The sequence below is a fragment of the Acinetobacter sp. AS5 genome, assembly GCF_048957595.1.
Classification (GTDB): domain Bacteria; phylum Pseudomonadota; class Gammaproteobacteria; order Pseudomonadales; family Moraxellaceae; genus Acinetobacter.
This window is the reverse complement of sequence record NZ_JARDAL010000038.1, coordinates 1-18,419: the sequence shown is the minus strand read 5'-3', so window position 1 is coordinate 18,419 and position 18,419 is coordinate 1. Positions and strand designations below refer to the sequence as shown.

Here is an 18,419-nt window from a genome sequence, read left to right as displayed (position 1 = left end):
AATGCAAGTAATTGATCGAACTAGATTAAAGGTTGCGAAGGATTTGCGACGCTTGTCCAATAAAGATTTTGCTAATCTTTTAGGTTGCTCTGAGCCTAAAATTCGTAAAATTTTAACAGATGGAAAATATCCTATTAGTTGTGAAGATTTTCAGCAAATAACTGAAAAATTGGGTTTGCCTGCTAGCTTTTTTTTAGCGGACGATAATCTCGAATTAGTCAATTCGTCCGACATTTTTTATAGGTCAGCAGCTAGAATTAAGGCTGAATATAGAAATGCAAATGAAGCCTATATTCTGTTAGCAAAAAAAATTAACCTTTACTTTGAGAGTAAATTAACTCTTCCTAAATTTAGTTTCCCTGATCTTGAAATTTTTGAATCTAATCACCCAGACTATCCATCAAGTGTTGCAAATAATTTAAGAGGTTTTTGGGGATTAGGCATCCAACCCGTTAATAATATTATTGCGCTACTTGAGCTAAAGGGTTTTCGCGTCTTTCGCCTACCTTTTGATATAAAACAAATGGATGCACTTTCTTTTTTTGATGAACAAAGTGGCAATCCTTTTATATTCTTAAATGATTTTAAATCATTTGAAAGACAACGCTTTGACGCTGCTCATGAACTTGGTCATATGATTCTGCACAAAGATGATAATGCCGAATACAATCGAACAAAAGAAAGTGAAGCAGATCAATTCGCTTCAGAATTTCTGATGCCTTATGAAGGCTTTACCAGTAATTTACCAAAAAATTTAAGTATTCAATCTATGATTGAGTATAAAAAATATTGGCGTGTCTCACTTAAAGCTGTGAATTATCGTTGCCATAAATTAGATTTGATTTCTGATTGGATTTATAAAAACAACTCAATTCGTATAAATTCTTTTGGATATCATTTGAATGAACCTGATCCAACTTATGGTGATCAATCTCTGTTTTACTCAAAAATTTTAAAAACTTTAGCCACTCAAGATGGTTTTAGTATTTCTAAAATGCTAGATGGAATCGGCATTTCTCGTTCAGATTTCAATGATCTAACATTTTATTCAATAGATAAATTTGAAGAATCTAAACCTAGACCTAAACTTTATGTCGTTAGTTAAAGCTCTTCGGAGCTTTTTTTATTTAAATTAAAATGTTATCTATTTGTAAAATTGGTTTATTTTTCAGTCACTTAAATCTTGATTATGAATCACTTAAATTTTATAAGCGTATGATCAAGCCTCTTTTTCCTATTTCCTTAAAAGGGTTTATATGAACATGCTTAAAACAATGATCGCAACTGCAATCGTAGCGACTTCTGCATCTGCAATGGCAACTGAAGCTCAAGTTACACCAGCAATTGTTGTAACTAAAACAACCCAAACTGTTGCCAAAGAAGCTGCTGCACCTGCACAAGCGAAAGTTGAAGCTGCTCAAGCGACTGTTGCTGCAACTCAACAAGCGGCTGAAACTAAAGCTAAAGCAGTAAAAGCAGAAGCGACAACTCAAGTAGAAACGGCTCAAGCTACAGCAGAACAACACGTTGAAGCTGCGAAAACTGAAGCAGTAGAAACCAAAGACGCTGCTGCTGAAAAAGCAGAAGTAAAAGCCGAGAAAAAAGGCTGGTTCTCTTGGTTTAAAAAAGCGGCTTAAGCTTTTTAAAAGCATAAAAAAAGATGTCAGCCTGACATCTTTTTTTTGTTTTATGTAGTCTCATTTAAGCTCAAGAATTTAAAAAAATCCTCAATCTTCTATTCAACCTTCTGCGCCAGCATGGTGGCAAAGTGCTGTTTAATCCGCTGACCCTGCTCATCGACACGATACAGCTCACCGACATTTTCATTATATTTCACAATATGCCAGCCCTCATAATACCCTCGCAACTCCCCCGGCTGAAAAGCAAATGGAAAATCGACTTGTGCCGGAATATCTGGCGTATCCATGGCACAGACAATCAGGTTATAGCCACCTGGCACGGTCGCCTGCTGCATCTGTGCAATAAGCGGTGGAATGGTTTTCGCCTCAAGAAACATCATCACCACGGTACAGTAGATAAAGTCATATTGGCCTGCAATGTTGGTATCCGTGTTAAGGTCGCGGCGCTGTACTTGCACATGATCAATCTGCTCAGTCTGCACGATCTGTCTTAAAGTCTGCAAACTGTTTTCGTTGACATCCCAGGCATCGACATTAAAGCCGTTCTGGCTCAAATAAAGCGCATTACGCCCTGTACCGCAGCCGACGTCCAGCGCACGGCCACCTTTTAAATAGGGCATCGCTGCCAGCACTTCAGAATGGGTAGGATTTAACTGATATTTCTTGATAAAGTAATCCTCAGGCTGGCAGTAAAAACGTAACTGACATTCGACATCTTCACTGGCAGAGACAATTTTGTGCCAGGCCTCAGGCTCAATAAATGGCGGTTGCTGCTCTGGTGTAAACACATGCTCGGATTGCACTGCACCAGATTCTTCCAGCATGGCAAAACGCAGCTCACCTTTTAATACTGTCAGTTTCGCCCAGGTGCCGGCTTTAGTATTGTGCTGATTCTTAAAGCCCTGGGGAATACTCTGCTGGTTCCAGACTGGAAGTTCCTTATAACATCTCAACTGTTGCATAATTTTTGCCCTCCATATCATCCATGCTCCGCCTGCCATTCTTTTGGCAGCAGTAATTAATTCAGCATAGCCTGTTCAAATCGGAATTGGAATCAGCGCCTGTTCGCGCTGTACCGATGCAACAGCAAGATCAATACCAGTTTTCTATCAAAATAAAAAAGCTGCCTCTCTTGAAACAGCTCGGTTGTATATCAATCAGGAATTTGATGACTTGATTAATGCAGCAGTTCCGACTTTAGCCAGTTGATGTATTTATCCTGATCCATAAAATCCGGTGCGCTCCCCAGATCCAGACTGAAATACTGCTGATTGAACTGAATCACAATCTGTTCGGTATAGTGCCAGTCCTCGATCAGCGTGAAATATTGATCCAAGAACAACCGGTTCTTGTCCCCGTTATTCATCCTTTGTAATTTTGGACATGTTTTATTTGCGACAAACTCACCGTACACCTGCTGAATATCAGCAAAAACCTGAATTGTTTGCATGACTCACCTGCTTAAATGTTATGTCGTGATCTGTGCGACCCTTTCAATTTAGCAAGCGAGTTTGAACAGCAGATGACAGTCCTATGGCAATCCTGTCATCTCAGTCAGGCTACAACTTGTTTTCAACCTCTTTCTGGTTAGCGCTCGCCACTCGTTCCGTCTGTTTATTCAGGTGCAGCATTTCTTTATACAGCGCATTAAACTCTTGCACGGCTTTATCGTCATAGAACATAAAGGTGTTATTTTTCTTTTGCCATTTATGCTTTTTCAGTACTGCAAATAAGGCATCAGCCTTGGCCAGCGTCTGTTTTTCAATTTCAAAAATGACATGTGCATTACTATTTTGCTGACTGTCTTTCAGGGTCAGGCTCAGTTGCTGGCGATAACGGTTCTTAATATCCAGTTGCTGTGCCTTGTCGATCAGCTCGGCATCGCGCTGCTGGATTTTCTGCTGATAGCTATTCACAATTTGATGGACTTGCTTGAGCATGGCTTCAGTTTCTTTATAGCCTTGTGCCTGATCCTTAGCCAAGCGGTCGATATTCAGAAAATTCTGCCAGTTGGCGGCTTTTAAGTCGCGTAGATACTGATTACGTTCCTCGGCACTGTCGCGCAATTGCCCCAGCATAAATTCAGCCATGATGGCATAGTCACCATCCAGACGGTCATCCTCAAGTTCAATCTGAATCGGTTTAGACCAGTCCTGTGCCTGCTGCGCAATACTCTCGGTTTTTTCTTCAAGCACAGTTTCATATTCGAGCAGCTCGGCCTGATGTTTTTGCTGAACTGAATTCTGATAAAACAGCCCAATAAAAATTGCCAGTGTCACAGCGGCTACAATCATAAAAACACGCGGCATGCACATGCTCCCCTGCTGCAGGTTATGTATAGATTTCCTTTTTATCAATATGCTTATTTTTTAAGCATAAATCAATTCTTCTATACAAAACCCCTATGCAAAGGCACGGACTGTTCCAAAAGGAAATCAGATCGAAATCCTGTTTTAAGCTCGCGCTGAATCGTTTGACTTTATCTAGCAACCGTTCGCCGAACACCATTCATTCAGCAGCGTCCGGTCAATATTATTCAGGTTGAACTGTTCTCGGGCAGCCTGAACTGATGTTGCATCACGGTTAATGCCAAATGGCACCAGCATCAGATAAATCCCATCACGTGGGTCAGCAGAGCGCAAACCATCTGCGATGGCCTGTACATACTGTTGCAGCCCCGGTGGCAGGCTATCCAGTCGTGCCGGATTGCTGCTCGGTAGAATGTCGAGATCACCCGCGAAATCAGCATTGACCGAGTAGTCCTGCAATTCACGTTCAATCTTCATCATTCGCATCTTTAACGCCTTTTTCTGGCTGGATTGTTCTTGCAGCGGCAGCATGAATTCCGTTTCTTCACGCAATTCACGATCTGCCATCACGGTCAGTGTCGGTAAAGTGACTGACTCTGGGGCGGCATGCGCATTGACCAGATGCAGCAAAGAAAACAGGCTTATTAATACAAGGAAAGTTGTGCTAAGGGGACGCATAAGGAAAACCTCCGCATCATCATTTCAGGGGGAGAGACCTTATTGTTCCTTAAACTTGTGTAAATATGATCAGCATTACTGTGAGGATTGATACACGGTCATGTCAGCCTGATTACTGGCGCATATTTCGAGCTGGTTTTAAGCGGGCGATTAGAAATTAATGCTCCTTTTACCGTAAATTCAAGCAATAAAAAATCCCCGACTGGCGGGGATGGATAGGTAGTATTGAACAGTATTTCAGGGCTGCCTCGGTAATTGCATAACAGGCGGTAAATTCAGGTGATTTTCAAGCAGGTCGATATTCACCCTGTCCAGATTGATCTGGATCTTCATATTGCGATCTGGCTGCATGCTATTACTCCGATCAATGCCAAAATTCTCCAGAATGGTATACAGCCCCTGGGTTGGATCACTGGATTGCAGTCCTTGGGCAATGGTCAGCACATACCGCTGTAGTGCCGGTGACAGTGAATCTAAATCAGGTGCTTTTATGGGCTGGATCTCGAGGTTTGCCACCATCTCGGGATTAACCATGAAATTCTCTGCATCCCGGGTTCCACGAATCACCTGATGCTGTAAGGCGCGCAGATTCTTTTCTTCCTGTACAAAAGGCACATAGCCGGTTTCATTACTCATTTCAGGTTCAGCCATCACGGTCATAGTGGGCAGAGTCACAACCGCTTGCTCGTCCTCGGCTTGTGCTCCGATGCTGTAAACACCGAGCATGAGTCCGAATATAGACATTTTCATGATATTCATTGATCTGCCTTTCCCCTATTATTGATGGCCCAAATACTGCAACTGATGATGATCCAGTCAATTTCCAATATTCTTATCTACTAGATTACATTGATTACTTGGATAACTCATGCTTGCTCAGATGAATGGCAACTCATGTGAATCATCCCGGAAATAGCAGAGCACAGACTCATCGCCTGAACACCAGATAGTGAGGCAAAACCACTGTTTTCAGCTGAATGACAAAGTGACAGGCGAAAAAAAACCTCAAACACTGTTTGAGGTTTTTTCGAATATGGTGGCGAGACCCAGGATCGAACTGGGGACACACGGATTTTCAATCCGTTGCTCTACCTACTGAGCTATCACGCCGATGCGGTGTATTAAGCCGTATCTGGCCTCATTAGTCAATCAAAATTATGAAAAAAATATTTGAGTGGCTGATTTTTGGCCTAAAAAAAATCCCTGATGGGATCAGGGATTGAAAACTTTGAAATCGTTTTTAAATATGGTGGCGAGACCCAGGATCGAACTGGGGACACACGGATTTTCAATCCGTTGCTCTACCTACTGAGCTATCACGCCGATGTCGCGTATTAAACAGTTTCGGCTTGAAATCGTCAAGAGCAGAGAGAATAATTTTCGTTAAATGTTTACTTTTCCATCAACTCGCGTCAATTTGAGTCAAAAATCGAACAGTGTTTACCAAAGACCTCAGCAATAAAACAGATTTAAGCGCTTATTTACATAAAAAAGCAGCCTAATGGCTGCTTATGGTTGATCGATTTTCAGATTTTTTCTAGATTGGCCAGACAACGATGAATGGCCCCACAGCCCGGCACAAAGTTTTTCACGCCTTTTTCTTCTTCCATGCGGCAAACTTCGCTCACCAGCCTTTCTGCAACGCCACGACCACGGTTGGCCGGATGTACGACGATATTTTCCAGAATCCGGCTTTCACCCTGTCCGGTGCACCAGATTGCCCCAATAATTTTGCTATTAAATTCTGCGCTATAAACTGAGGTATACTGTGCAAGGTTTTGCTCTAGTTGTTCCATGGCATCTGCCCCGTCACTAAATTCAGGGCTCGTGTCATACAGTCGCTCAAGCTGGCTGCGCACTTCGTCATTTTCTAAAGAAGTATAAGCATGTACGGTGATAGGCATTGATAAACCCTCCTGAGCAATCTAATATGCGGTGACTTCGTCACGGCGAAAATATTTTCTACATCAATCATTTTGACGTATTTGAGGAACGTGTCTATGACAGATCGTATCAGTGAAGTGGTAAGAAATACCAACGAAACCAAAATTCGAGTTCGTTTGAATCTCGACGGTACTGGTCAAGGCACCTTAAACACGGGTATTCCCTTTTTAGATCATATGATTGATCAAATCAAGCGTCATGGCCGGTTTGATATTGATATTCATTGTGATGGCGACTTGGAAATCGATGACCATCATACTGTGGAAGACTGCGGTATTACGCTGGGTCAGGCTTTCGCGCAAGCACTAGGTGATAAAAAAGGCCTGAAACGCTATGGTCATTTCTATGCGCCACTCGATGAGTCTTTAAGCCGTGTCGTGGTGGATCTGTCTGGCCGTCCGGGTCTGTTTATGGATATTCCATTTACCCGTGCCATGATCGGCCGTTTTGATGTGGATTTATTCTCTGAATTTTTCCAGGGCTTTGTGAACCATTCCTTGATGACGGTACATATCGACAACCTGAAAGGCAAAAACAGCCATCACCAGATCGAAAGCGTATTTAAAGCATTTGCGCGTGCGCTGCGTATGGCCTGTGAAGTGGATCCACGTGCTGCCAATACGGTAGCTTCAACCAAAGGTACACTGTAATGACCCGTATTGCCCTTCTTGATTATGGCATGGGAAATTTGCACTCTGCGGCAAAAGCGTTAGAACATGTCGGTGCCACAGTGGATGTCACCAATGATCCAAAACTGATTGCTCAGGCAGACAAGATTGTCTTTCCGGGTGTAGGTGCCATGCGTGACTGCATGCAAGGCATGCACGAAGCCGGCATTGATGAAGTGGTACGCAATGCCGTGTTTAACAAGCCGGTACTGGCTATTTGTGTCGGTATGCAAGCCTTGATGCAACATTCTGAAGAGAATGGTGGTACCGATGCACTGGGTATTTTCGAAGGTGCGGTTAAGCATTTTCCGGAAATGGCGGGCTTAAAAGTGCCGCATATGGGCTGGAACCAGGTGCATCAGGCTGATCCTGACCATCCGATGTGGAACAATATCGAACAGGATGCACGTTTCTACTTTGTACATAGCTACTATGTAGAGCCACAAGATTCAGACCTGGTGGCAGCTACTTGTACCTATGGCATCGAGTTCTGTACTGCAATTCATAAAGAAAACCTGTTCGCGACCCAGTTCCATCCGGAAAAGAGTCATACCGCCGGTTTACAGTTATTGAAAAACTTTGTGGACTGGAAAATCTGATTTTCCTTTCGCCTAAAAAGCTCGCAGATTGCGAGCTTTTTTATTCATTTAGATTAGTTCACTGCTAGTGATTCTGACTATTTTTTAGTCATTGAAATTGTTATGATGTTGAAGTAACTCATTATATTTAAAAATAATTAGACTCAGGGGAAATACAATAATGAATCCACACTATCCAAACAATGAATCAGCTTTAAGCCCAAATGGTCGTTTTGGCCGCTTGTCTTATCTCGGCTGGAACATGCTAATGACCTTTTCGCTCCTGATCATCATTGGGATCATTGCAGCTTTTTCACCTGGCCTATTTATGGATAGCTCTGCCTTGGCAGGCTCATCCATGGTTGCAACTGTTCTCATCGGACTCGCTTACTTGGTCATGCTTTATTTTAGTTTTGTTTTTACTATTCGCCGTCTACATGACCGCAATCATACTGGATGGTTATCGCTGCTGATCTTGGTTCCGCTACTCAATCTGATTTTTATCCTTTATCTGATTTTTGCCAAAGGTGATGACAGAAGCAATCAATACGGCCCGCGACGTACCACCAAAGCTTGGGAAAAGGTGTTGGGATTGATTTATGTACTTATTTTTCCAATCGGTATTTTAGCCGCGATTGCAATCCCAGCTTATCAAGACTATGTGACGCGTGCTCAACAGGCGCAGATGGAACACAGTAGCTATCACACTGATTAATCCTATTTAAATTTTGTATAAAGCTCATTCTTTATGGGCTTTATTTTTACCTAGAACAGGAAAAGTGATTAAGCTGAACGCATTCATTTCATGATTGAAGCTTATGCAACAGCTGCTGGATACTTTACCAAGCAAGGAACAAATTCAGACCTTTCCTGTATTTAAAAATCTTCCGATGCAACAGATTCAGGTGATTAATCGTCTGGAACAGTGTCATGCCCTTGCACAGGAGCTAAAAAGCCATGCAGTCCTGGGTTTCGATTCTGAATCCAAACCGACCTTTAAAGTTGGTGAGGTTTCTACCGGGCCACATCTGATTCAGCTGGCCACTTTAGATAAAGCCTATTTATTTCAAATGAATGATTCGATCTGGGATTTTCTTAAACCGATCTTTGCCAGTCGCGAGCAGATCAAGGTCGGTTTTGGCCTGAAAAATGATGCGCACCTGTTCCGTAAAAAAGGCATTGAACTGAATAGTGTGATTGAACTGTCCAAATGTTTTAAAGCTTTTGGTTTAAACAATCCGGTCGGATTAAAAAATGCCATGGCTTTGCTATTTCAAGTAAATTTTCCTAAATCCAAACGGATTAGTACCTCGAACTGGGCCAGCAAGAAGCTAAGCCCGGCACAAATTGATTATGCAGCCGCAGATGCCTACGCGCCCGTGCTGGTATTTGAAGAATTACTACGTCGGGATTTATTACCCAGAGAGATTCCCAATACTTCATTAAAATTAAGAATCCGTCCTTCATCGACGGCTTAAGCGCTTAAGTGGCGTGTTGGTTCTGGTAACTTGATGTACGCATAAAAGCTGTGATGAGCGCGTTCGATGAGAGAGCTGTGACTTTAACAGGTCTTACAGCTTCGGTTATCGACCAGCTCAGTACACGATCCGTTATGGAAAATCTGATCTCCATTCAAGAGACGGATCATTAAAATCATTAAAACGAGCAAAATAAATTACCTCACTGCTACCTATCTATGGACAGGTTTTCTTTATTCATACCGTTTAAGAGTTAGAAATTTCGACTTTATTTGCTAAGATGAATACACTCAAATTCATTCTAAAGATTAAGCAAGGAGCGAAAGCATGCTGATCATCCCTGCAATTGACCTGAAAGATGGCAAATGTGTCCGTTTAAAGCAAGGTCGTATGGAAGACGATACCGTATTTTCAGACGATCCGGTCGCAACAGCACAGCATTGGGTAAATGAAGGCGCTCGCCGCTTACATTTAGTAGATTTAAACGGTGCTTTCGCAGGTACACCAATCCATAAGCCAGTGGTTGAAGCCATTGTCCGATCTCAACCTGATTTGCCGATCCAGATTGGTGGTGGTATCCGTTCTCTGGAAACCATTGAGCATTATCTGCAAGCCGGTGTTTCTTTTGTGATCATTGGCACCAAAGCAGTTCAGGATCCTGAATTTGTTGAAGAAGCATGTCGAAAATTTGCTGGTCATATTATTGTTGGGATTGATGCCATGAATGGCATGGTAGCAACAGATGGCTGGGCCAATGTGACTGATGTCAAGGCTACTGACCTGGCGAAACGTTTTGCCGATGCTGGCGTGTCAAGCATTGTCTACACGGATATCGCGCGTGATGGCATGATGCAGGGTGTGAATATTGAGCAAACCGTGAATCTGGCGCAATACTCAGGTTTGCCTGTGATTGCTTCAGGCGGCGTGACCAATCTGGATGACGTGCGTAACCTGAAAGACCAACCGGGTATTTTAGGTGCAATTACCGGCCGTGCGATTTACGAAGGTACATTAAGCTTGCGTGAAGCACAGTTATTGCTAGATGAGCAACAGGCGCTATAATTAAGTCTGCTGTAAAAGAGGTCTTCGGACCTCTTTTTTATTTTTTTAATTTTCTGATCTCCTGGCATGTCTACACTTATTTCCAAAAATCACTCCGGCTGGATGGTAAAAGCACCGCAACTCGCCCTGATCCTGATCACCATTATCTGGGGCGGCAGTTTTATTACTGTGCAATACGGGCTAAATTTTAGCAGTCCGATTATGTTTGTCGGCCTGCGCTTTGCTGCGGCAGCGCTTGCTGTCACCCTGATTTCACTGAAGTCGCTAAAAGGCATGAACCTGAAAGAAGTGTTCGCTGGCGCGGTGATTGGCATCATGATCGCCATTGGCTACGGCACTCAAACTGTGGGCTTGCAGACCATCAGCAGCAGCGAATCGGCTTTTTTAACCGCCTTGTATGTTCCACTGGTTCCAATCCTGCTCTGGTTAATGTTCCGTAAAAAACCGCATGTCATGACCTGGATCGGAGCACTGTTTGCCTTTATCGGTCTGGTGTTTTTGACAGGAAATGGCTTTGCTGCGATTCAGCTCAGTTTCGGGCAAACCCTGACTTTGCTCGGTTCGATTGCGATTGCACTGGAGATTATTTTTATCAGCCATTTTGCCGAGCAGGTGAATGTACGCCGGGTCACCGTGCTGCAACTGATTTTTGCGTCCCTGTTCTGCTTTATGATCGCACCTGTTTTAGGTGAATCTCAGCTACCTGAATTCCACTGGCATCTGGCAGGGATTTTAGTCGGTTTGGGCATTGCCAGTGCCTTGATTCAACTGGTGATGAACTGGGCGCAGCGCATGGTCGACCCATCACAGGCAGCGATTATCTATGCCGGCGAACCGGTATGGGCAGCCCTGTTTGGCCGTCTGGCCGGAGAACGGCTACCTGCACTCGCGCTAGTCGGTGGATTGATGGTGGTGCTTGGCGTGATTGCCAGTGAATGGAAACCAAAGTTTTTAAGAAAAGAACCCACAGAAGAATTAAAGCAAGATCTTTCTTAATTCCGCTAAATCCCCCTTAAAAAAGGGGGATTTTTTTCTCTAAGGAAATACGGCTAAAATTATTTGCTATACATCGGTCTATTGTCATTTAAGCGCATGATGCCGCGAATCGCCCGATACACAATCCAGATCCAGGCCAAAACCACCACCACTAAACAGAACGCCGATGCGCCAAATGCGACCCCTGCAAACAGGTTAGGATCTTCGCCGGTAAAGAACAAAAAGAAAAATGGAATAAAGGCGACGATATTCCAGAACAGATACCACCAAAAACTGCGGATCTGCCAGGTGAAGTGGCTTTCAAAGATTGAACCGCGCACATCACGACGTTTGACATAGTTAATGATTAAAGCCACGACAGCCAGTAGGCCAGCACTAAAAATGGCCACAATATATAAGATGTACAGGACAAAAGTCAGCGTGCGATTTGGGTCTTTATCAATGGAATAATTCACGTCCCCTCCTAGTGTGTTCCCCTAGATATTTAAACTATTCAATGGGGAAATCAGCCATATAATCAAAATGATGTTAAAGGCTATGGTACAAAAATATATCTGCCGGAAAGGTTGTTTTTGTGTTTTATGCCGTAATTTCTGCTGGGCCAACCAGGCTGCTGGCCAGCCACCCAAGAAGGCCACCAGATGCAGGGTATTTTCCGGAATACGGCGATTGCCCAGCTGGGCCGCTTCCTTATCTTGCGCATAAAGCCAGTAGCTGAGCGCATTCATCAGGCTGACCAGCAACAACACCAGTCCACTGAGTAAACCGCCCAAGGTCAAAGCCACCAGAAAGAGAATATAGAGCACACATGCAATTTGCATCGGCTGTAATTTCTGTGCCTGTTGTGGCTTGGACGGTTTGAGTTTTGCTTGCAGACTTTTGGCCTGAGAGGCTTTCAGGTACATGACCTGCTGGGCACGATAACGTCCGCGTTCATCCAGAATCACCAGATAATCCAGCGCACAGCCGACAATGGGACGTGGGCCAGGTTTGACAAAATCCTTGATATGCAGAAATACGCGATCTTTGGCCAGATCATTGGGCTGGATAAAACCATAACCTTTGTCATCAAACCATTCCACCAAACGCCCCTGATCGCGCATATCCCCTGTCCTTTTTGATTTGATTGTTTAAGCGGTGACGAATTTTAAGCGTTCAATCAGCATATTACGCATTTCATCCGGATTTTTTTGCAAAATATCTTCGCCCGTCCGGCCTAATGCTGCATTACGCTGTGCTACCTGCAGACGCATCATCCAGAACCGTCCTGCCGCCATAGCCAGATACAATTCCAGACAGGCGCGTTCATCACTGGTTAAAGGACGAATCGTTTCATAGGCATTTAAAAAGGCAATCGCTTTTTCTTCATTTAAGACCACGTCAGGATATTCGGTACAGAAGTCATTTAAAGTAATGGCAATATCGAACAACCATTCATCTTGATTCAGCTCATAAAAATCCAGAATGCCATTCAGCTGATCGCCTTCAAACAAGGTATTGTCACGGAACAGATCCGAATGAATAAAACCGCGTGGACGGTCTGGATATACCGCCGTCAACGCCTCATATAAACCTAATAATTTGCCGAGCAAGACTTTATCTGCATGACTTAAACTCGGTTTGATCTCTTGAGAAACGGCCAGCCAATAGGCATGATCACGCACGAAATTACGTTGCAGGTTAAAGTCTTTGAGAGCCATATGCATTTTTGCCTGAGCGACTGCAATCGCCTCTACCTGCGCAACAGTAGATGGCATCGGATGTTCACCCATCAGGCGCGGTGCAATCTGTGCCGGTTTATCTTTAATGCTGTGAATCGCTTTGCCTGAATGCGACAAAGGCACAGGAACGGCCAATCCAGCCTGACCCAGATGTTCTAAAACAGGAACCAGCTCACCTGCCGCCTGCTCATTCATATCTTCAAATACCGTCAGCACATATTGCTGATCTTCGCAGACTAAAAAGTAGTTGGTATTTTGAATACCGCCTTGAATGGGAATCAGATCAATCGCCTTTAAACCATAAGGCGCTGCAAAATCCTGAACTTCCTTTAAAGTCAAAGTGGTATAAACCGACATAGAAAACCTGCGAAAAAACTTACATAATTTTGCTAGAATACCGTTTCCATCTGCCAAGGTGTAGCGCTTGCGTGGGTGAGTTTCATAATCGGCTGTAATAATTGGAAAAATTTATGCTAGCTAAACGTATTATTCCTTGTCTGGACGTGGATAACGGCCGCGTGGTCAAGGGTGTCCAGTTCCTTGATATTCGTGATGCGGGTGACCCGGTCGAAGTGGCGCGCCGTTATAATGAACAAGGTGCCGATGAAATTACTTTCCTTGATATTACCGCTACACATCATGGACGCGACACGACTTACCGAACTGTTGAACGTATGGCCGAATCTGTATTCGTGCCTCTGACTGTCGGTGGTGGTGTCCGTAAAGTCGAAGATATCCGTTTATTGCTCAATGCCGGCGCAGATAAAGTCAGCATTAACTCGGCTGCGATTTATAATCCTGAGTTTGTGCAGGAAGCGTCTCAACGCTTTGGCGCACAATGTATCGTGGTGGCGATCGATGCCAAAAAAACCGGTGACCATAAATGGGAAATTTTCACCCACGGTGGCCGTAAAGAAACCGGGATTGATGCGCTTGAATGGGCTGTGAAAATGGCTGACTTCGGTGCGGGCGAATTGCTGATTACCAGTATGGATGCCGATGGAACCAAAGCTGGTTATGACATAGCCTTGATGCGTCAAATCAATGATCGTGTCAATATTCCGACCATCGCATCAGGTGGCGTAGGCAATTTACAACATTTGGCTGACGGAATTTTGAAAGGCGGTGCAGATGCGGTACTGGCTGCCTCTATTTTCCATTTTGGTCAACATACCATTCCTGAAGCAAAACAATATCTTGCTGAGCAAGGGATTGAGATGCGTCTCTAAAGTCTATAACGGGCGTAGCTTTCAGTTACGCCTAAATCTTTAGCTGAAAAAATATGAATGAAACTTTAGTTTGGATTATTCTTTTTGGTTGTATAGGTCTGATTATCTATTGGCTCAAACATAAGGAGTCTGTTTTTCTCAGTGTTGTAATTTCTCTTATAAGTGTTCCCAGTATCATTTTTTTATACGTTTATGCTCATCAAATTTACTATTATTTTGCAGTGAATAACGCCAAGCAAGAACACCACTGTGGAATTTTCACTCAATATCAAAGCATTGAGCATTATTCAAGGAATGGTAATTGGACTCAAATCCTATATGAGTTTAAAACAGAACAAGGACAGATTTTTGTTTTTGCACGTACTCGTGCTGTTGCTAAACATTTGCCAATCATGGCTCAAATTCAACCTAATCAGAAAATATGCTTCCAGTATTCACCCAATTTTGAAGATAGTAATACACGCTATCTTTTGACAGGTTTAAGTTTACAAAGTAAATAGTCAAAAAAATACCTTGCTCAGCAAGGTATATGAAATGCGTTTATACAACGCTAGAGGGTAAACGAAAACCAATAAATTTGGATAAATATCAAGCAACAAAAAGGCTTGGGCTAAATTAGCGAGATATTCAGCAAAAATATTGACATTAAAAACCAATTTTATTGACAATTCACGACATAAGCACACGACCAGCATCATGTTTTGTCAAAATGCCCTCTTCACGCTTTATCAAGAAGCAACCGATACTTTTTCGATCTCTTCTGTCTGAGCAGCGGCCACCAATTTTGGTTTCTGTTCTACCCATTTAGCAGGAAATACTGATTCAATCGCTTCAGTTAATATCTTCGAAATCGGTGCAGGTAAAGGCAGACCCAATGGATTGGCTTCTTTCAAATCTGCTGAAGACACCACACGCGTCCCCATCACATAATCAAACCAAGGACGAGTAACACACCAATTTGCATCTTGGTTCGAGTTCATGTGGTGATCATAGTGCCACGGGATTGTACGCTTCGCCCAATCAGGCTCAAGATGGGCACGGCGATGAACATAATAATAATTCCCCGCACTATAAATCGCTGCAAGCGCCATGCCTTTTGAAAAAGGATAGAACACAACACTTGCCACACCTGCGGCTACAGCAAGTGACATTAACTCATGGCGCGTACGCCAGTTGTCCAGACCCTCGACATAACAATCATCAGAAAAGCCCTGCTTGCGCACTTCACGGTGGTGTGCCCAGTGCGACTCCATGCTTTTAGGTACAGGGCTATAACGTGGCTTGCCTTTACGGTGAACCCCATGCAGTAGATATTTATGGGCAAACCATTCATAACCGTTTAAAATCACCAAACCTGCGATAAAACCCTTGATCATTTTGATCTCCTATACTGTGCTTCTTTTTATTTAAGATATAAATTTTTGTAGGCGGAGTATTGACGATACGATATATTAATATTGACAAAACACGACAATAAGAGGAATAGACAGGATGTCTCAACTCAAGAACTATACAGGCTCTGTTTATGGCGGATTAGGGCATTTATTAAAGGCTTATTGCGAAACAAAAAATATTGAAATTCCTGAGCAATTACAACAAGTCCAAAATCTTGAACGTTTTGATTACGTCATTTGGCGTGACTTACTTGAAGATCTTAATCGTTTAAATCCCAAGACAGGTTTAGGCTTAGAAATTGCAGAGCACGTACAACCTAAACATTTAGGAATTATTGCTTATCTCGCACTGTCATGTGAAAACTTGGGCGAAGCATTGGCGCGTTATCATGATTTTCATCGCTTAATTTATGATGGTAGCCCTCTCGTCGTTGAATTTAACCCACCCTACGCATCAATCCGCTGGGAAGCTCCAGAACCCAACCCAACCCAATTAACAGATGAAATTGCAATTGCGCTGATGGTGCAATTCCATAAGTTATTTCTGTCAGGTGAAGATCTCAATCTACACGAAGTGCATTTTGTGAATACCGCACCGAAAAACATTATGGTTTATGAGCAGTATTTCCGTTGTAAAGTCCGTTTTGATCAGCCTAAAACTCAGCTACTTCTACCTGTTACCGAAGCCTTTAAGCCACTTCGAACAGGCGATCACACTTTACAGCAATTGTTGCTACAACAAGCTCAAGCTTTATTGGATAAGCTTCCCAATTCCACTCAACTCGATCAACGTCTACAACATGCAATTTTGACTGGATTACAAAAAAATCAATATCAAATCGATTTTATTGCAGAAAAATTAGGATTATCGGTAAGACAATTACAACGCCACTTACAACAGCAAAACACCACCTTTCAAGAACGTGTGCAACAAGTACGTTTTATGCTCGCAACGGAATATTTAAAAGATCCGCATTTGAGCCTACAAGAAATTGCCTTGCTACTTTGCTATTCGGAACAAAGTGCTTTTCAACGTGCATTTAAAATTTGGACTGGTTTAACTCCACAACAGTGGCGAAAGAACAATACCATTTATAGTTCTTAATCAAATTGATAAGGAAACGATGGTTTCTTAAAGCATTTTTTATAGAAATGGATTTTCGATTTCCTGTTCAGGTGGGCGCTGAATTTTCTCAGGGAGATTTTCCTGCTCCAGGGCTGTCACCACCTCATTCATAAAGGCCTGCAACTTTCTGGCAGCCTGTAAACCAACCTGATCTTTAGTGATCTGTAGGTTTCCATATAGACTGACACAATCGACCTGATTTTCCAGCGTCAGGTCATAGATTGCCGAAGACTCATTTCCATCCACAAAAGGCTTAAACATCTCGTTCCCTCATTGTTATTCTCTTTTCATCACACTGAGCTAAACATAGATGATTTGCAAGATGCTCTACATTATCTCAACAATTGTAAAAAATACTGCACCAGCATATCCACCAACTGCTTGATCAGCGCCTGCTTGGTTTCCTCATCAATCTGTGGCAACTTACTTTCAGCAGTCTGGGACTGTCCTGAAGCAAACTGCTTTTGTTGAGCCTGAATGCTGGCGGTATCGGCTTCTTCCGCACATTGGCTTTCCGCATCCCAACGCATATATTTAATGTCTTGATTGGCCTTAACCTGAGCTGCAGTCAACGGTAATTGATAGATGTTACGCTTCTGCTGCTCGGTCAGTTGCGGGAATAAATTAACCCCCAGCTTCTCTTCCAGATAACAGATACTGACCACCCTGACCTGCTGTGAATCATTGTTAGGTGCATAATAGGCACCGCTAATCCCCTGTTTGGGCAGATACACCGCCTTATACACGGCAGTTGGCACAATCACGCCCTGCCCAATGGTTTTGAGTCGTTTTCCCTCAAACACAGGCCCTGTAACAACATAAGCATCCCTATGCTGTTTGGTTACAATCGCACGCACGGCTTCCTCCAGCTTGCGCCAGACTTCCTGATTATTCTTGGGCGCTTGCGGCACCATATTGGCCAATGAAAAACTGTCAGACTGCGCGGCCTTGTTAGGCATATCCGCATTCGGCGCCATATGACCGCGGTCATAACCTGAACCACGATAATCCGCCAATGTGGCACGATGCTTCGCACTGACCCGATCTTCTTCATGAAAATTATCTTCACGGGGAATTTTCTGGCTTAAGCGTGCTGGCGTTAAGGCTTCTGCAACCCAAAGTGGCGTTTTAGATACCCCGGAATAACCGACATTAAAGCCATTAAAACACAGCGAATAGCTGTCTTTTTTCAGGCTGTCTTTCATCAAATATGGCGGTACATCACGATAAAACTGGTTCAGACAGGCAGAATCACTGGAAGAGGATAGTGACACCCACTGACTGATTTTTTCCTGACCAAAAGCGATGGCGAAGCTGCTCGAAGCCACCACGCCCAGAATGACTTTAATACTATTATCATTTAAAAACTGAAAAAAAGAGTTCTTGGGTTTACGCTGCTTCTTGGCCATTCTTACACGTACTTTTTAGATCAATACAGATTTTGACCGAGCTTAACAAGCTGTATAAGTGAAGTATATCTTGGCTCTACCATTCGTTTACTAAATAAACAATAAGTATCTAGGGCGTGTCCTCATTTGAAGAATTGGTTTTAAATACTTAAAATCCTCCTTTGAGTTATTTTTATTTCTATATTTT

At 43.1% G+C, this 18,419-nt stretch carries 23 protein-coding genes and 2 tRNA genes; 11 read left to right on the top strand and 14 right to left on the bottom strand.

Going from position 1 to position 18,419, the window contains the following annotated elements; genetic code table 11:
* The first annotated feature begins 1 nt into the window (after position 1).
* Both PV763_RS12470 and PV763_RS12465 read left to right on the top strand, forming a co-directional pair.
* On the top strand, positions 2–1,105 hold the full coding sequence (locus tag PV763_RS12470; RefSeq protein WP_004729258.1) for an XRE family transcriptional regulator: 1,104 nt from the start codon (positions 2–4) through the stop codon (positions 1,103–1,105).
* 151 nt (positions 1,106–1,256) lie between these two features.
* A complete protein-coding gene (locus tag PV763_RS12465; protein WP_005250432.1) occupies positions 1,257–1,637 on the top strand; it encodes a hypothetical protein in 381 nt (126 codons plus the stop codon).
* Between the two features lie 98 nt (positions 1,638–1,735).
* Here the strand turns inward: PV763_RS12465 and tehB are convergent, their stop codons facing one another.
* The 8 genes from tehB to PV763_RS12425 form a co-directional block, all read right to left on the bottom strand.
* The gene (gene tehB / locus PV763_RS12460; protein WP_086044208.1) at positions 1,736–2,602 is read right to left on the bottom strand and encodes an SAM-dependent methyltransferase TehB; all 867 of its coding nucleotides are present in this window, start codon (positions 2,600–2,602) and stop codon (positions 1,736–1,738) included.
* A 215-nt stretch (positions 2,603–2,817) separates the two neighbouring features.
* Positions 2,818–3,090, bottom strand: coding sequence for a hypothetical protein (locus PV763_RS12455; protein ID WP_004278649.1), 273 nt, complete (start codon positions 3,088–3,090; stop codon positions 2,818–2,820).
* 109 nt (positions 3,091–3,199) lie between these two features.
* Positions 3,200–3,949, bottom strand: coding sequence for a hypothetical protein (locus tag PV763_RS12450; protein ID WP_005108098.1), 750 nt, complete (start codon positions 3,947–3,949; stop codon positions 3,200–3,202).
* A 174-nt stretch (positions 3,950–4,123) separates the two neighbouring features.
* Positions 4,124–4,627 (bottom strand): hypothetical protein, encoded by a 504-nt coding sequence (locus PV763_RS12445; protein WP_148334663.1) that lies wholly within the window; start codon positions 4,625–4,627, stop codon positions 4,124–4,126.
* Between the two features lie 237 nt (positions 4,628–4,864).
* A complete protein-coding gene (locus PV763_RS12440; protein ID WP_005250420.1) occupies positions 4,865–5,386 on the bottom strand; it encodes a hypothetical protein in 522 nt (173 codons plus the stop codon).
* A 275-nt stretch (positions 5,387–5,661) separates the two neighbouring features.
* Positions 5,662–5,737, bottom strand: a tRNA-Phe gene (locus tag PV763_RS12435).
* 137 nt (positions 5,738–5,874) lie between these two features.
* Positions 5,875–5,950, bottom strand: a tRNA-Phe gene (locus PV763_RS12430).
* Between the two features lie 203 nt (positions 5,951–6,153).
* Positions 6,154–6,531, bottom strand: coding sequence for a GNAT family N-acetyltransferase (locus PV763_RS12425; RefSeq protein WP_004278652.1), 378 nt, complete (start codon positions 6,529–6,531; stop codon positions 6,154–6,156).
* A 96-nt stretch (positions 6,532–6,627) separates the two neighbouring features.
* Here PV763_RS12425 and hisB point away from each other — a divergent pair, with 96 nt between their 5' ends.
* From hisB to PV763_RS12395, 6 genes are all read left to right on the top strand, one after another.
* Positions 6,628–7,221 carry an imidazoleglycerol-phosphate dehydratase HisB gene (hisB, locus tag PV763_RS12420; RefSeq protein ID WP_005250418.1) on the top strand — a complete coding sequence of 198 codons (594 nt, stop codon included), beginning with the start codon at positions 6,628–6,630 and terminating at the stop codon, positions 7,219–7,221.
* A complete protein-coding gene (gene hisH / locus PV763_RS12415; RefSeq protein ID WP_005250416.1) occupies positions 7,221–7,838 on the top strand; it encodes an imidazole glycerol phosphate synthase subunit HisH in 618 nt (205 codons plus the stop codon). The genes hisB and hisH overlap by 1 nt, the downstream gene beginning before the upstream one ends.
* Positions 7,839–7,998: 160 nt before the next feature.
* Positions 7,999–8,532, top strand: coding sequence for a DUF805 domain-containing protein (locus PV763_RS12410; RefSeq protein ID WP_005250414.1), 534 nt, complete (start codon positions 7,999–8,001; stop codon positions 8,530–8,532).
* A gap of 103 nt (positions 8,533–8,635) precedes the next feature.
* Complete coding sequence (locus PV763_RS12405) at positions 8,636–9,295, top strand: 3'-5' exonuclease (protein ID WP_044113079.1); 660 nt, start codon at positions 8,636–8,638, stop codon at positions 9,293–9,295.
* 327 nt (positions 9,296–9,622) lie between these two features.
* The gene (hisA, locus tag PV763_RS12400) at positions 9,623–10,357 is read left to right on the top strand and encodes a 1-(5-phosphoribosyl)-5-[(5-phosphoribosylamino)methylideneamino]imidazole-4-carboxamide isomerase (protein WP_004278658.1); all 735 of its coding nucleotides are present in this window, start codon (positions 9,623–9,625) and stop codon (positions 10,355–10,357) included.
* Positions 10,358–10,423: 66 nt separating this feature from the next.
* Positions 10,424–11,353 carry a DMT family transporter gene (locus PV763_RS12395; RefSeq protein WP_420937965.1) on the top strand — a complete coding sequence of 310 codons (930 nt, stop codon included), beginning with the start codon at positions 10,424–10,426 and terminating at the stop codon, positions 11,351–11,353.
* Between the two features lie 59 nt (positions 11,354–11,412).
* On the opposite strand, the gene PV763_RS12390 is transcribed toward PV763_RS12395, so the two are convergent.
* The 3 genes from PV763_RS12390 to PV763_RS12380 are packed head-to-tail and all read right to left on the bottom strand — an operon-like array spanning position 11,413 to position 13,431.
* A complete protein-coding gene (locus PV763_RS12390) occupies positions 11,413–11,808 on the bottom strand; it encodes a hypothetical protein (protein WP_278357823.1) in 396 nt (131 codons plus the stop codon).
* 21 nt (positions 11,809–11,829) lie between these two features.
* Positions 11,830–12,456 (bottom strand): DUF1294 domain-containing protein, encoded by a 627-nt coding sequence (locus tag PV763_RS12385; RefSeq protein WP_195725268.1) that lies wholly within the window; start codon positions 12,454–12,456, stop codon positions 11,830–11,832.
* A gap of 27 nt (positions 12,457–12,483) precedes the next feature.
* Positions 12,484–13,431 (bottom strand): homoserine kinase, encoded by a 948-nt coding sequence (locus PV763_RS12380; protein ID WP_420937964.1) that lies wholly within the window; start codon positions 13,429–13,431, stop codon positions 12,484–12,486.
* Between the two features lie 113 nt (positions 13,432–13,544).
* On the opposite strand from PV763_RS12380, the gene hisF reads away from it, so the two are divergent.
* Both hisF and PV763_RS12370 read left to right on the top strand, forming a co-directional pair.
* A complete protein-coding gene (gene hisF, locus PV763_RS12375) occupies positions 13,545–14,303 on the top strand; it encodes an imidazole glycerol phosphate synthase subunit HisF (RefSeq protein ID WP_420937963.1) in 759 nt (252 codons plus the stop codon).
* Positions 14,304–14,356: 53 nt separating this feature from the next.
* Positions 14,357–14,803 carry a hypothetical protein gene (locus PV763_RS12370; RefSeq protein ID WP_420937962.1) on the top strand — a complete coding sequence of 149 codons (447 nt, stop codon included), beginning with the start codon at positions 14,357–14,359 and terminating at the stop codon, positions 14,801–14,803.
* 228 nt (positions 14,804–15,031) lie between these two features.
* Here the strand turns inward: PV763_RS12370 and PV763_RS12365 are convergent, their stop codons facing one another.
* A complete protein-coding gene (locus tag PV763_RS12365) occupies positions 15,032–15,679 on the bottom strand; it encodes a hypothetical protein (RefSeq protein WP_420937961.1) in 648 nt (215 codons plus the stop codon).
* A gap of 115 nt (positions 15,680–15,794) precedes the next feature.
* On the opposite strand from PV763_RS12365, the gene PV763_RS12360 reads away from it, so the two are divergent.
* Positions 15,795–16,802, top strand: a complete 1,008-nt coding sequence (locus PV763_RS12360) for an AraC family transcriptional regulator (RefSeq protein WP_026443915.1) — start codon at positions 15,795–15,797, stop codon at positions 16,800–16,802.
* Positions 16,803–16,841: 39 nt separating this feature from the next.
* Here the strand turns inward: PV763_RS12360 and PV763_RS12355 are convergent, their stop codons facing one another.
* Together PV763_RS12355 and PV763_RS12350 are read right to left on the bottom strand one after the other, a co-directional pair.
* Positions 16,842–17,084: a hypothetical protein gene (locus PV763_RS12355; protein WP_005156717.1), complete on the bottom strand. Its 243-nt coding sequence runs from the start codon at positions 17,082–17,084 to the stop codon at positions 16,842–16,844.
* 71 nt (positions 17,085–17,155) lie between these two features.
* Complete coding sequence (locus tag PV763_RS12350; RefSeq protein ID WP_420937960.1) at positions 17,156–18,232, bottom strand: DNA/RNA non-specific endonuclease; 1,077 nt, start codon at positions 18,230–18,232, stop codon at positions 17,156–17,158.
* Positions 18,233–18,419: the final 187 nt, after the last annotated feature.